At 50.1% G+C, this 14060-nt stretch carries 11 protein-coding genes; 4 read left to right on the top strand and 7 right to left on the bottom strand.

All coding sequences use genetic code 11. From position 1 onward, the window contains the following. Positions 1 to 4: 4 nt before the first annotated feature. The 6 genes from CXK86_RS06555 to CXK86_RS06530 all read right to left on the bottom strand — a co-directional run bounded on the left by CXK86_RS06555 (position 5) and on the right by CXK86_RS06530 (position 6548). Entirely contained in the window at positions 5 to 1294 is a 1290-nt protein-coding gene (locus tag CXK86_RS06555; RefSeq protein WP_101313534.1) for a M20 family metallo-hydrolase, read from the bottom strand. A 97-nt stretch (positions 1295 to 1391) separates the two neighbouring features. Further along, positions 1392 to 2765, bottom strand: a complete 1374-nt coding sequence (locus tag CXK86_RS06550; RefSeq protein WP_076253643.1) for an aspartate aminotransferase family protein — start codon at positions 2763 to 2765, stop codon at positions 1392 to 1394. A gap of 21 nt (positions 2766 to 2786) precedes the next feature. Further along, a complete protein-coding gene (locus tag CXK86_RS06545; RefSeq protein ID WP_076253644.1) occupies positions 2787 to 3851 on the bottom strand; it encodes an ABC transporter substrate-binding protein in 1065 nt (354 codons plus the stop codon). 144 nt (positions 3852 to 3995) lie between these two features. Beyond that, positions 3996 to 4934, bottom strand: coding sequence for an ABC transporter permease (locus CXK86_RS06540; RefSeq protein ID WP_083684945.1), 939 nt, complete (start codon positions 4932 to 4934; stop codon positions 3996 to 3998). After that, on the bottom strand, positions 4931 to 5743 hold the full coding sequence (locus tag CXK86_RS06535) for an ABC transporter permease (RefSeq protein WP_076253645.1): 813 nt from the start codon (positions 5741 to 5743) through the stop codon (positions 4931 to 4933). Before CXK86_RS06535 ends, CXK86_RS06540 begins: the two co-directional genes overlap by 4 nt. Continuing rightward, entirely contained in the window at positions 5724 to 6548 is an 825-nt protein-coding gene (locus tag CXK86_RS06530) for an ABC transporter ATP-binding protein (protein WP_076253646.1), read from the bottom strand. Before CXK86_RS06530 ends, CXK86_RS06535 begins: the two co-directional genes overlap by 20 nt. 367 nt (positions 6549 to 6915) lie before the next feature. Here CXK86_RS06530 and CXK86_RS06525 point away from each other — a divergent pair, with 367 nt between their 5' ends. The 3 genes from CXK86_RS06525 to CXK86_RS32885 all read left to right on the top strand — a co-directional run bounded on the left by CXK86_RS06525 (position 6916) and on the right by CXK86_RS32885 (position 11472). Further along, positions 6916 to 9138, top strand: coding sequence for a methyl-accepting chemotaxis protein (locus CXK86_RS06525; protein ID WP_076253647.1), 2223 nt, complete (start codon positions 6916 to 6918; stop codon positions 9136 to 9138). Positions 9139 to 9257: 119 nt separating this feature from the next. Next, entirely contained in the window at positions 9258 to 10259 is a 1002-nt protein-coding gene (gene moaA / locus CXK86_RS06520) for a GTP 3',8-cyclase MoaA (RefSeq protein WP_076253648.1), read from the top strand. A 376-nt stretch (positions 10260 to 10635) separates the two neighbouring features. After that, positions 10636 to 11472 carry a methyl-accepting chemotaxis protein gene (locus CXK86_RS32885; protein WP_076253649.1) on the top strand — a complete coding sequence of 279 codons (837 nt, stop codon included), beginning with the start codon at positions 10636 to 10638 and terminating at the stop codon, positions 11470 to 11472. Positions 11473 to 11685: 213 nt separating this feature from the next. On the opposite strand, the gene CXK86_RS06510 is transcribed toward CXK86_RS32885, so the two are convergent. Then, positions 11686 to 12294: a LysE/ArgO family amino acid transporter gene (locus CXK86_RS06510; RefSeq protein ID WP_076253650.1), complete on the bottom strand. Its 609-nt coding sequence runs from the start codon at positions 12292 to 12294 to the stop codon at positions 11686 to 11688. Positions 12295 to 12429: 135 nt separating this feature from the next. Between CXK86_RS06510 and CXK86_RS06505 the strand changes: the two genes are divergently transcribed. Continuing rightward, positions 12430 to 13923, top strand: a complete 1494-nt coding sequence (locus CXK86_RS06505; RefSeq protein ID WP_076253729.1) for an aminotransferase-like domain-containing protein — start codon at positions 12430 to 12432, stop codon at positions 13921 to 13923. Positions 13924 to 14060: the final 137 nt, after the last annotated feature.

The following is a 14060-nucleotide window of genomic DNA, read 5'->3' as shown; positions in this document are numbered from 1 at the left end:
AACGTCACAACGCCTCCTCGGGTAAAATGATTGGTTGGTTCACTCCACTACACATCCTCCGAATGGTGCGATATAACACTTCCGTGCCGAGTCCAATATCCTCCGGGGAGGAATATTCGCTGGGATGATGACTGATGCCGTCCTTGCTGCGGACAAAGATCATGCCATAATCACACACAAGCGATAGGGCCAACGCATCATGGAACGGACCACTCATCAGTTCTGGCAAAGTAACCCCGATCTCTTCCGCGGATGAACGAATCACAGACTTGATTGGCTCTGTACAATACCGCGGCTCACTATTCGTATCCTCTGTCAGCGAGTAGGTTAGACCATATCGGAAACTCACATCATCCAAAATGTTCATCAATCGGGCTTCAAGCCGGTTCCTGCGCTCCATCTCCATGTCTCGTAAATCTACCGTGAAGCTGACTTCCTCCGGGATGATGTTCCGTGAGTCTGGAAACACCCTCAAACTTCCCACCGTACCTACGGTTGGTGCTTCCGGGTCTTCTCTCACCATATCGTCAAAAGCCGCAATGACTTTGGCGCTGCCTACCAGAGCATCATGCCGCATCCCCATCGGAACGGAGCCCGCATGACCCGCCATGCCTTTCATCGTCACGGTAAGCCACAACGGACCCGAAATGCCCGTAACCAGACCTACTGGTGCATTCAGCGCTTCCAGCACCGGCCCCTGCTCAATGTGCAGCTCCAGATAACTGCCAATGGAACCTGGCGGATAGATCGCCTCATCAAAATCCGAAGGAGAACATCCAAAGGCTTCCAGCGCCTCCCGACGGGTCACTCCGTTTTTATCCTGCCGCTCCAGTTCGCCTTCTTCCAACTGACCGGTTATACCACGTGAGCCGAACAGGCCTTTGTTAAAACGGGAACCCTCTTCATCGCAAAATGCAATTACCTCAATTGGCATACGGGGCTGAATGCCATTTTCGATCAGGCACTGCACGGCTTCGAGTGCACCGAGCACACCAATCGCTCCATCATATCGACCGCCATACGGCTGAGAGTCGATGTGGGAACCAATCATGAGGATTGGCAACGACTGATCCGCACCTTCCAGACGACCTATCAGATTACCGAAGGGATCAAGTCGTGTCGTCAGACCGGCATTTTCCATCCAGAGACGAACTTGTATGATGCCATCCATATCTTCCGGGGTCAGGGCAAGTCGGCAAACACCCGTCTCCGAGATTCGGCCAATCTGTGACAACTGCTCAATTCGCTCATTCAGCCGAAGCTGATTAATGACTTTGCCTGTTGTGGTCTGCATCCTTCCTCGCCTCCTTGCGCTTATTTTCGCGTAATGATATGAAAATTTTCATTTTGCTTGCTAAACCGTAAACGCCTGTCGTACCTGTGTATGGCAACTAACCTGCGTCCAGACTACGTAGCGCAATGAGCAAACTTCCAGCGATCAGATCCAGCTCATCCTCGGTGGTGACAAACGGCGGAGAGATCGTCAAAATGTTTGCAAACCCCGGTACGGTATCGCCGTTCTTGCCAATCAGGATGCCATCCCTTTTACAACTGGCGAGTACCTTCATTACTTTATCCGCCTCCGCAGGAGATCCGTCTGCTTCAATCAATTCAATGCCACAGGCGAATCCGAATGAACGGATATCCCCCACAATGGACAGCTCCAGTAGTGGCTCCAGCTTCTCACGAAGCAGGTATCCCAGTTCTTCCGCCCGGCTGACCAGATTCTCTCGTTCCAGAATCTCCAGATTTGCCAGTGCAACCCGGCAGGACACCGGATTTCCGCCAAATGTATTCACATGGCGAAAATGGGCATCCGGTCCGGGTTCGCGGAACGTGTCATACAGATCGGCTCGCACGGCCGTTGCCGATAGCGGCGAATACGCACTGGTCATGCCTTTTGCCATCGTCACGATATCTGGCTGTACACCATAGTTCTGATGACCAAACTTCTGCCCGGAGCGACCAAAACCGCAGATTACCTCATCCACAATGAGCAGCACGCCATAGCGCTGACAGATCTCTTGCACGGTACGCATATAATCCGGCGGGGGCACAATCATGCCGCCTCCTGTAATCACTGGCTCCATAATTACTGCGGCAACCGTCTCAGGACCTTCCCAACGAATCACCTCTTCATAGATGGTTGCACATTCGAGTCCGCATCCATCCTTGTTTCGTCCAAACGGACAGCGGTAACAATACGGTGGTGGAACATGAGAGAAACCTACGCCGAGTGGCTCGTATTTGATCTTGCGGGCGGCTTGCCCGGTGGCGCCCAGCGCTCCCATGGAGTTACCGTGATAGGCACGGTGACGGGAGATGAATTTGTGCCGAGTAGGCTCACCATTCTGATGGTGGTACTGACGGGCTATTTTGAAAGCCACCTCATTCGCATCTGAACCTGAGTTGGAGAAGAATATTCGATACTCCCCCTCCAGCCATTCATTCAGCTTCTCCGCCAGCAAAATCGCCGGTTCGTGACTCTGCGTCATCGGGACATAAGCGAGTGCTTTCATCTGTTCGTAGGCACTCCTCGCAATCTCCTCACGGCCATGGCCCACATTCACACACCACAGTCCCGACATCGCATCCAGATAACGCGTACCATCCTGATCGGTGATCCAGCTACCCTCCCCACTCACTGCAATCATCGGATGATCGTTATGAGGCGAGATGTGATGCCACACGTATTTGCGATCCTTCTCCAGCCATTCTTCCTTCGTACTGCCAAGCGGCTGAGGCTGCTGATCCACAGAACTCATTCGTCATCCTCCTCCACGCGCTTATTTCACAGCTTCTTCATAGATGCTTTTCTTCAGCGCTTCATCCAGGTTGGCGGCTTTTTTGATCAAGCCATAGTTCAGTGCAATATCCGCAGTTCGGGTAAATGACTCATCAACAAAGCTGCCGACTTGCTGTTCCGTAAATCCTTCCGGGCGGATCAGCTTTGCAATCTCTTCGAGCATCGTGACCTGATGTTCACGGGTGGTGCTGCCATCCGTCACATTACTCATCACGATATCCACCGTTTCATCCTGATTGTCGATGGCGTAATTCCAACCTTTCAGAATGGCACGGGTTACTTTGACCGCAAGCTCACGGTTGTTGTCTACCCAATCCTTCTTGGCAATCAGCGTATCCTCCAGCATCCCAACACCGGCATCTTCAATATTGAATACATCCAGATCGGATTCTTTCATCCCACTTTCCAGCACCACGTGAAATTCGTTATAGATCGTTGCCGTCGCCACATCTACCTGATCGTTGAAAAACTGATCCATCGTGAACCCCTGCTTCACCAGTTCAATATCCTTCTTCGGATCCAGGCCATTCTTCTCCATGAACGCGAGCACCTGAAACTGCTGACTGCCAAACCAGGTACTGACCTTCTTGCCCTTCATCTGAGCGGGAACAGTAATGCCTAGGGACTTCTTGGCAATCAAGCGATAACTACTCTTCTGTGAGATCTGGGCGAGCGAGACGAGTGGCAGACCATTATCCCGGCTGACCAGCAAACTGTCTACACCCGTAATGCCCACATCGGCCGCGCCATTGACCACCTGCTGCTCAATCACGATATCCGGCCCACCTGGAATAATCTCGGCATCAATGCCTTCATCTGCAAAAAAACCTTTTTCCTTCGCTGCATAGATCCCGGCAAACTGCGCCTGCGGCACCCATTTCAGTTGAATTTTCACTTTGGTTAACGGTTGATCTGCTTCGCCCGCCCCTCCTGAACTCGCAGCAACAGGCTCAGCCGCCGGCTCGGACTTCGTAGAACATGCACTCAGCATCGTAACAACCAACAGGACCAATACCAGCAAACCCGGCTTCAACGTTTTGTACATGTACAGAACAACCCCCTGTTTATATACGATTTATCAAGCATCAGTCCGTGTTCAAAAAGTCTACTTTTCAGTACCGTGGACTTTTTGAACAACCTCAATCACGTATTACGATCTATGAATCTATGGTTGGTACCCTGATGTAAGTTAAGGATTTATGCGTGCACGATTCCACGGAATGAGTCGCTTTTCTGCCAGGACAACCGCTTCATACAACACAATGCCGAGCGCGGCGGCGATAACAATGCAGGACCAGGCCAAGGGCATGTTTGCCAGTCGAATCTGATCCGAGAGCAAGTACCCCAGCCCCTGGGAGGCGATGAAAAATTCACCCACAATGGCCCCAATAATACTGGTCGACATATTGATCTTCAGACCGGCGAAGAGGGAAGGCAGCGCGTGAGGCAGTCTCAGTTTCCAAAAAAACTGCATCCTGCTCGCGGCAAGACCACTCAGCAGATCACTGTACTGCGGCTGAATGGAAGTCAGCCCTTTGAACAGGCTGACGGCCATCGCTGCCATCGTAATCACCGTGACTACTGCAATACGCGACCAGATCCCGTCTCCGAACCAATTGTTCATAATCGGGGCAAGGGCCACAATCGGAACTGCGTTCAGTGCCGACAAAACCGTAACCGCCGCCCTGCCGCTTGTTGGAAAGAACGATGCACCTGCCGCTGCCAGAGCACCCAACAATGAACCGAGCAAAAAACCTCCCAGCATTTCGGTTCCGCTATACATCGCGTATCGAAAGAGCATATTGGCATTTTCCTGAATGGATGCCGCAATCGCGGAAGGCACAGGCAGTTGGTAACTTTCCAGCGAGAATATCCAATGAAACAACCTGAGCTGCCAGAGGGCGAGAAATAACACACCCGCACCCCAAGGAAGCATGCTCAGTACAATGGAGCGCCTGCGAACGCTGGTACCCAATCTGGCCTTTTCGGCTTGTCCCTGTTGTCCGTGAATTTCTGATCCTGGAGCAGATGTTATCTGTGAACCCGTGAGGGGCGTAGCCGCGCCAGTTACAGCAGCAATCGTCACACCTTCATCACTTTTCCGGCTCAACACACTACCTTCACTCATGTGGCCTGACCTCCTTTGGCCCTGAATTCAGGCTGCCAAGGGGTTAGCCAACGTTCAGCCAGACTGATGGCCAGATACGAGATCAGGCCAATGCCAATGCTAAGCATGATGGTGGCCCAGAACATACCAACTTGGGCATGACCGTAATATAACGAACTGACCATCAGGACGCCGAGTCCGTCGGGAGCTCCCATTAATTCCACAACGATGGAGGAGGTCACCGCCAGCGGAGCAGCTATTTTCATACCAGAAAATAGTCCCGGCAGTGCTGAGGGCAGCAGGCATTTGATATATCGTGCAGTCAATGAAGCTCCACAGGAACGCATAAGCTCCAAATGCTCTGGTGCTGCACTTTTCAATCCTTTCAACGTATGGATGATGATCGGGAAGAAAGTGACATACGCGGCCATAACAATTCGGGCCCACTCCGCATTGTGGATGATCCCGTACACAATTGGTGCGAGACCAATAACCGGAACCATCTGTGAGGAGACAACATATGGAGATAACGTGCGCTCTAGCCAGACAGCCCCGCTCATGAGTAGAGCCAGACCCAGACCAAGCAACGTTCCCCCTGCAAAACCAATGGCTGCATTGCCAAACGTGACAGCCCCCTGCTCTGCGAGCGTACTCGAGTAACGAAACAAGGCTGCAAGGACTTCGTGCAGATAAGGAAGGCGAGACGCCGCCTGCTGAGGTGACAGGAACAGTTGGAGCATCCAGGCGATTCCTTCCCATAGCACCAATATGGCCATAATCCAGATGACAACCCAGGATCGATATCCCGGTTTAAAGAACCGCAGAGACATGAGATTCATCACGCTCCTCGTAGAAGCAGTTGCGAATGGTTGTGATCATGTGGTAGAAGGCTTCCGTTTCTCTCAGTTCACTATGACGTTCGGAAGGCAGATTGACGGAATGAATGGAATGTACTTGCCCCGGATGTGCCGAGAGCACGATGATCCGGTCGGACAGAAATACGGCTTCGGAGATGCTGTGTGTGACAAAGAGGAAGGTCTTGCCTGTTGAGCGCTTGATCTCAAGCAGCTCCAATTGAAGCTTTTCTTTCGTGAATTCGTCCAAGGCAGAGAAGGGTTCATCCATGAGCAGCAATGGCGGATCAAGTGCAAGTGCACGTGCAATGGATACACGTTGCTGCATCCCGCCACTGAGCTGCCATGGATAATGGTCGGCGAAGCGGGTTAACCCCACCATTTCAAGTAGTTCACCGCTAATGCGGCGGCACTCCTTCCGGCGGGTACCCAGCAGTTCCAAGGGCAATTCCACATTGTGACGAACGGTGCGCCAATCGAACAAGGCGGGTGTTTGGAAAACGATGCCGAACTGTCGCTGTAGTCGAGCCCGCTCAGGATCCTGACCTGCAATGCGTACGGTGCCTGAGTTAGGTTGAAGTAGATCACCCACCAGCCGGAGCAAGGTCGACTTGCCACAGCCGGAAGGGCCCAGCAGAGAGACAAACTCATTGGACTGGATCTGGAATGTAACATCCGACAAGGCAGTCACTTGTTGTGTACCTGTACCAAAAACAACGGACACATGATCTACATCAATATGGCAGGCTTCGGGGACTGTGGCTGAGGATATGGAGGACATGGGCATTCTCCTTTGTGAGAAGTTGTTTTCATTGCACACCAAGGCTGAATGGGAGGTTTATATACACAAACGTAACAGGTTTTGCTTGTTAGATAATACTATATCGCTTTGGGCGGGGATTACATTATACAGTGTGTTTTGAGTATGGGCCTGTTCATGTTACACAATGTAAAATGAGACGGATTCTCATATACATACATGTGAGTTTTCTTCGTAGATAGCTAACATACATTTCACCTAACAACAAGCGCACGATCATTTGTATTTATTGATTAAATATTCGGAAAATATGACATATGCCCTCGTATTCTTGCTCATTTTCTTGTATAAAGATTGAATAGAGAATCCAGAAATCGGGGTGGTCATGATGTTTGATTGGCTGGGATGGAGAAAAGGATTGCCGCTGTGGCGATCGTATCGGTTGAACGCACATATGAAGGAAGATGTGGAACAGATTTTTGAGGGGATTGCCGAGACGAGACGGCAGCTTATGATGGACTGGGCAGATGAACAATGGAATCACCTGGATCGTTTGCTTCAACAGATACAGTCGGTCCGATTACAAGATGTATTACAAGGTTCACAGCAACGAAGCAAACTAGATACATGGTTTCAATCCAGTTATATTCGAGCCATAGACAGTACGGAGCTATTCATGCTGAACGAACAGAATCAGGTAGTATTCTCTACATATAAGAAACATATTGGACAGATCTATGAGGATTACGAAGCTTTAATTGGACCAGGATTGAAATACTCCAGAGCAGATCGTCATGGTAAAAAATGCTTGTATGGTCCATATTCTGATCCACTGACGTTGGATATTGGTCCACGCTCGTCCGCTTTTCACGATGATGTCACCTTGCTGTTTATCTCCCCAATCTTGCAGGAAGGTCGATATGTCGGTTCATTATGCAGCCGTGTACCCGGGGATGTACTCGGTGACCTGATCCAACGAGAATCAGGTCATATCTATCCCGATTCCGGTGACAATTACCTCTTTATGGCTGAGTCGATATTACGGCCCCATCTGCAACCCGGCACCGCCTTGTCCCGAAGCCGCTTCGAGGATCGTACTTTTACACATGGGGAAAATCTCAAAGATGGTGTCACCACCGAATGGGGTATCGTTTCCGTCAAGGAGCATACCGAACTGGAACTCATGTTCACTGATCCGTCGACCGGAGAACTACACCCCGGAGTAGCAAACACCATTCAGAATGGTTCCAATCTGTTTGTAGCTTTTCCTGGCTACTCGGATTACCGCCATATTTCTGTGATCGGCAAAGGCATCACCTTCCAGCTGCCACACTGTCCTGATCGCTGGGGCATGATGTGTGAAGGGGATCTGGAGGAAGTGTATCGGATACGAAGCATCGGCTGGCGCCAGTTCAAGCAACACAGTCTCTTCACGCTTTTGTCAGGCGTTGCAGGAGCCGCCCTTGTCTATGCCTTCACTGGTAGTGGATGGGGCGCGGCAGCGATGGCAGCATTTAATGTGTTATTTGGATTCTTCACTGCATTACAGCTGCATCGCAGCCAATATCAACGAGTTCATGAAGACTTGCGTCGCATCAGCCGATTTATTCGAATTAACGCCGAAGGCAGGGGTGATCTGACCCAGCGCCTGAACACGTCTGCTTTTGCCCAAGATGAATCGGGTGAACTGGCGAAGTGGATCAACAACATGATTGACTCTCTGGAAGGCATTATGCTGAAGGTACAACTTGCCACGGTAGACGTTATGGATAATCAGTATCAGATGCGAACTTCAACAGAGACAACCCAAGGTACAACTGAGCGTGTGAATTACAAGCTTGGTTCGATGATTCAGGCCATTCGTACCCAACTGGAAGATCTTGACCAGGCCAAGATTGCTGCTGATCACATGCGCATAACGCTGCAACAACTTGAGACCTCTGCTACCGAACAGATCAGCGTGGCTCAGCAGGAAGTGGAACGAATCGGCGATAAAATGACCCAAATCTCAGGAGCGGTATCCGATACTAACCGTACCATCCTTTCCTTCATGGATACCATGAAAGAGATTTACCGTGCACTGGCTGTCATTGATGAAATTTCAGCTCAGACCAATCTGCTGGCTCTGAATGCTACAATTGAAGCCGCACGCGTGGGCGAACATGGCCAAGGGTTCTCGGTCGTAGCAGGGGAAATCCGCAAGCTAGCCGAGTTATCCCGCTCTTCCACTGAAAATATTCATCAGATTCTGGACCGAATCTCAACGGCAGCAGGAGCGGCATCTCAATTAATCACAGAGGGTGATCAGGTACTGGCTGAAGGAACAACACTGGTTCAGGCCGCTTCGCAACTTTTGCAAAATGCTACCGCTGAAGAACCTGAGCGCATACAAGTCGTGGATCAAGTGGTCATGCTGATGGAGAATATTGCTGCAATCAGCCATCAGAATCGGGCGACATCTGCTGAGGTAGAAGCAGAGATGATGGAGCTGATCCGTGATATGTTGCAGGTTCAGCATTCTTCGCATAATGTGGAAGCCATTACGGTCTTTCTGCAACAACTCGTGGGACAATTCCATCTGAATCACCCCGCCAAAAATGCTGTCATCTGACGTCATCGTTGACGCGGATTGGAGAAATAGCTAAAATTTGATGCAACTGTTCCTTTTGAAATTGTCGTATCATTTATAATAGAAGATTTCCAATCTGAACCGATGAAAGGGTGGTCTGCATGGAACTGCTTCAGGATTCATTTGGCCGGATACATGACTACATCCGTATTTCTGTTACGGACCGCTGTAATTTACGCTGTGTGTATTGCATGCCCGCAGAGGGTATGGAGTTTGCTCCACATGATGAGATTATGAGCTACGAAGAGATTGCACAGGTGCTGAAAGTGCTTGCTCCGATGGGCATGCGTAAAGTTCGGCTCACGGGGGGCGAACCGCTGGTACGGAAGGATCTGCACAAGCTCGTCAGCATGATCTCGGCAATTGACGGGATTGACGATATTGCCCTGACTACCAACGCTCTTCTGCTGGACAAACAAGCTCAGGCGTTGAAAGATGCTGGGTTGAACCGGATTAACATCAGTCTGGATTCCCTGCGCGCTGATCGCTTCTCCATGATTACCCGCGGCGGAGATGTGAACAAGGTACTGAAAGGCATTGAAGCTGCAACAGCTGCTGGCCTTGCTCCGATCAAGCTGAATGTTGTGCTGATGAAGGGTATCAACGATGATGAAATCAAGGATTTTATTGCAATGACGATTGATCAACCTCTTCATGTGCGTTTTATTGAATATATGCCGATTGGACAGGCTTCGGATTCATGGCGCAAATCTTATTTGCCGCTGGAAGCCGTGACAGATGTATGTGCTGAAGCAGGCTGGACGGTAGAAAATACAAAAGGCCCTGCGGGCAATGGCCCATCACGTAATATGAAAATTGCGGGCTCCGAAGGCACATTTGGATTGATTCATCCCGTAAGCGATCACTTCTGTGACAATTGCAACCGACTTCGGTTGACCGCTGATGGACATATCAAAGCTTGCCTCTACTGGTCAGATGAGTATAATGTTCGCCGCTTCGTGGATGATCCGAATGCCATGGCGGCACTTTTCCTCAAAGCGCTGGGTACGAAACCGAAGAATCATGAGATGGCTCTGGCTTTGGAACAAAAAATGCAATCGCACACGCCGACGGTACGCCGCATGTCCCAGATTGGCGGATAACAACAGTACGCAATATAACTCAACCGCGTATTCCTGCATATCGATATATATCTTTACCGTCAGGATGACCTCTTCACACAACGGATGAGGTAACGCTGGCGCGGTGACCCCTGACGTGAATCAGCATTCATAACGTGAAGTGGAGCGTGTCATAAGGCATAGGTGGATAGCCAAAGCAGACAAGAACATGATGTTCTTGTCTGCTTTTTCGTTATATTTTCATAAATTTCTGAAAATCATCAATTCCCCTGTTTCATTTGTTGAAAATTTAATTAATATACGTTATGCCCTTATCAGGCCTTCAAGATCAACCTCATTCTGACGATGTATACAATACATCTAGATGATACACATACATTATAGGAGCTGAACCTTATTGAACATCGTTGAAGCACTCGTTGCAGCAAGTCCATATTTTAAAATTATGCTGAAAGAACACGATATCATGATTGCGGTAACCGACACGGAGAAGTTCTGGTATTATGTTCCCAGCAACGAACTCGATCTGGGCATCAAGGCTGGAGACCCCGTTTCCCTCGATGACCCTACACTACGCCGGGCACTTATACATGGGGAAACTTCAGCGAACCGTATTGATGCGAAATTCTATGGCACATCAATCAACTCGGCGGCCACCCCACTTCGGGATGAACAAGGAAATATCGTGGGCACACTTGCCATTGGTTTCTCTCTTCAGAACGAGGAAAAACTGGAGTACTTCACTGAATTGATCGGCGGTATCAGCGGAAAATTAACAGATATGGTGCAGACGGTAGCCGCCCAATCCGAGCAATTGACGGCATCTTCCACGCAAATTTTGGATAATACCCGCATGGCTGTGCAGAACTCAAGCGAAGTGAACAAAGTCGCCGCATTCATCCGTGAAATCTCAGAACAGACCAATCTGCTCGGCCTGAATGCAGCCATCGAAGCGGCCCGAGCAGGTGAAGCAGGCGCCGGATTTAGCGTCGTTGCATCTGAAGTGCGTAAACTTTCTACAGGTACCAAAGAAGCTACGGTGAATATCGAACGTTCCTTGAAAGATGTTCAGCATTCCATTCAGCAGATGGAGCAGGAGATCACATCCATCTCACAGTCTAGCAACCAACAAGCGGTGCTGGTAACCGAGTTCAGCGAGGTCATTGATCAGTTGAACAGTGTAAGCCGTGATCTGAAAGTGTTTATTGAATCCATGTTGCTGAAGGCGGAATAGATCCGATTACGATGAACTTAACTCAAATGACTAACCATATATAAGAGACGCAATACCGATGCATTATCGAGCACTACATATTCCTACTCAATAACTAATTCAACAGGCTATGCTGATTACCAAATTCAGCATCCACATTGAACTCTCCGTGCGATTAACGTCACGGGGAGTTTTTTTATTTTAACAAGTTGTGCCAGCCACATCACGGTCCTTCTATGAATAGATGAGCTTCCACAGCATCATACACGCAAGCCCAACCATGACTACAGCGGACAACCGATTAAACACCAGACTGATGCGTCCAGTTCGATCCGTTCTGCCAATCACCCTGCCTGCGCCTGCAAGTCCCAAGAACCATATCCACGATACAGCCGCGGCTGTTAGGGCAAAATAAATGCGCTCCACCCCTTCATACTGAAGTGAACTGGTGCCAATCACGGCAACCGTATCCAGCAGAGCATGAGGATTGAGTAAAGATACCGATGCGGCGAACGCAATTTGTCGCCCCGCTGACATTACCGTCCCCGAACCTTCCACAGATTCGGACGACCTCCAGATACTCCATGCCATATATAGCAGAAACAAGCTTCCTACTGCATACAACACATTCGCTAGCAATGGCCATTGCAACAAAATGAGCGACACCCCTCCAACGGCTGCCCCGATCAGCAGCGTATCACTGACCCCTGCCGTTATTACAGCAGGCAGGGCATGTATATAACGCCTCTGGCTCATGCCTTGGTTAAAAATAAATACATTCTGCACACCCAGTGGCAAGATCAGGCCAAACGCCAGAACCACTGCGTGAATAACAACCTCCATCGCGCTTCCCCCTTATCTCTGTATTCCATAGTAGGGCAGATGATGGCCGACGTAACCAACCACTTGGATGGCATCAGACCCAACCAAATGATATATTGTTTGTTACAAAGAAAACCGGAGGTGATTCTGCCAGTTATGGAACGTTCTGATTCTCGGCTAAACATGGGGTGGAAGCCGAACCCTTCTCTCGACTTGCCCTTGTATCGCCAGATTGAAGCCTATGTTCGGCAGAAAATCACAACGGGCGAATGGTCAGCAGGATATCGTCTCCCCTCACAGCGAATATGGGCTGAGTCCATGGGGGTAAACCGCAGTACATTGGTCACTGCCCTTGATAATCTGGCTGCCACTGGTCTGATTGAAGGCAGACATGGCGGGGGAACCTATATTTCCGGCTCCGGTTGGCATGGTATGGCTCACGAAGCGATGCCCAACTGGAATGAAGCCATTGAGGAGGGCTGGTATTATCCCAACCTGCCCGAGATCCAGCAGATTAATCAGGCTGAATTCCGACCTGGCATCATACGTCTTGGTACAGGGGAGCTTTCCCCGGAACTGATGCCTCAGGATGCTTTTAACGACATTCTGCACTCCCTGTCCCATCGTTCTCGTACACTCAACTATCTGGAACCTCAAGGAAGCCTGGAGCTTCGTGAGGCTTTATCCGTCCATTTGCAGACTACCGGCATTCAGGCCTCTCCAGATTCCATACTAATCGTGTCGGGCTCTCTTCAGGCGCTGCACTTGATTTCGGTCGGACTGCTCCCTCGCGGATCAGCGGTTCTCCTGGAAAAACCGTCGTATCTCTATTCGATTCACGCCTTTCAATCGGCAGGGTTGAAAATGAGTGGCATCCCTATGGATGACGAAGGATTGCATATTGCACGTCTGGAGGATGCTGCGCAGCATGTCAAAGATCAAGACCACATCTCGCTTCTCTATACGATCCCGAGCTTCCATAATCCCACCGGCTCTGTGATGAGTGATCACCGCCGGGAAGAACTCATGACCACCGCTCGAACAATAGGCATCTCCATACTGGAGGATGCCGCCTACAGTGATCTGTGGTTGGATAAACCTCCTCCGTCATCGCTGAAGGCGCGTGACCAGGAAGGACGGGTGCTGCATATGGGTACTCTGTCAAAGGCAGTCAGTCCTGGACTGCGCCTCGGATGGATGGTTGGGCCAGAGCCGGTCATTCGCCGTCTCGCAGATATCAAGATGCAGACCGATTACGGCACCAGTTCACTCGCCCAAGAAGCTGCTGCCCTATGGTTCGCCGAAGGACATCACTCTGGACATATGGAACGCCTTCGCCCTGAACTACGCAGACGCAGAGATATCATGCTGGAGTTGCTTCAACGTCACTTCCATGGGATTGCGGATTGGGAAATACCCGCTGGTGGATTTTACATCTGGCTGCAATTCACCGTATCCCCTCTCTCTATCCGCCAATTGTTCCATACCTGTCTGGAGCAAAACGTACTTATACACCCGGGTTATCTGTATGACCGGTTAGATGCGAGTCACATTCGGCTCTCTTACGCGTATGCTTCACCTGATGAGATGGAACATGGGTTAAAATGCCTCGCAGAAGCTGTCCACAGGCTCATGGATTCTGGCTCCTAACTTCGAATGTTGGTTCCTGATTTCACAACCAAAAAACAGCCTTGACCTGAAAGGACCATGTCCTTCAGATCAAGGCTATTTGCGTACGTTTCGAAAGTTTGGCCAAATACCAGAGCGGACAAATACCAGCTGTGTTT

It is taken from the genome of Paenibacillus sp. BGI2013 (assembly GCF_002843485.1).
In the GTDB taxonomy this organism is placed as follows: domain Bacteria; phylum Bacillota; class Bacilli; order Paenibacillales; family Paenibacillaceae; genus Paenibacillus; species Paenibacillus amylolyticus.
The sequence above is the reverse complement of the archived record's forward strand: the minus strand, read 5'-3'. Positions and strand labels throughout refer to the sequence as shown.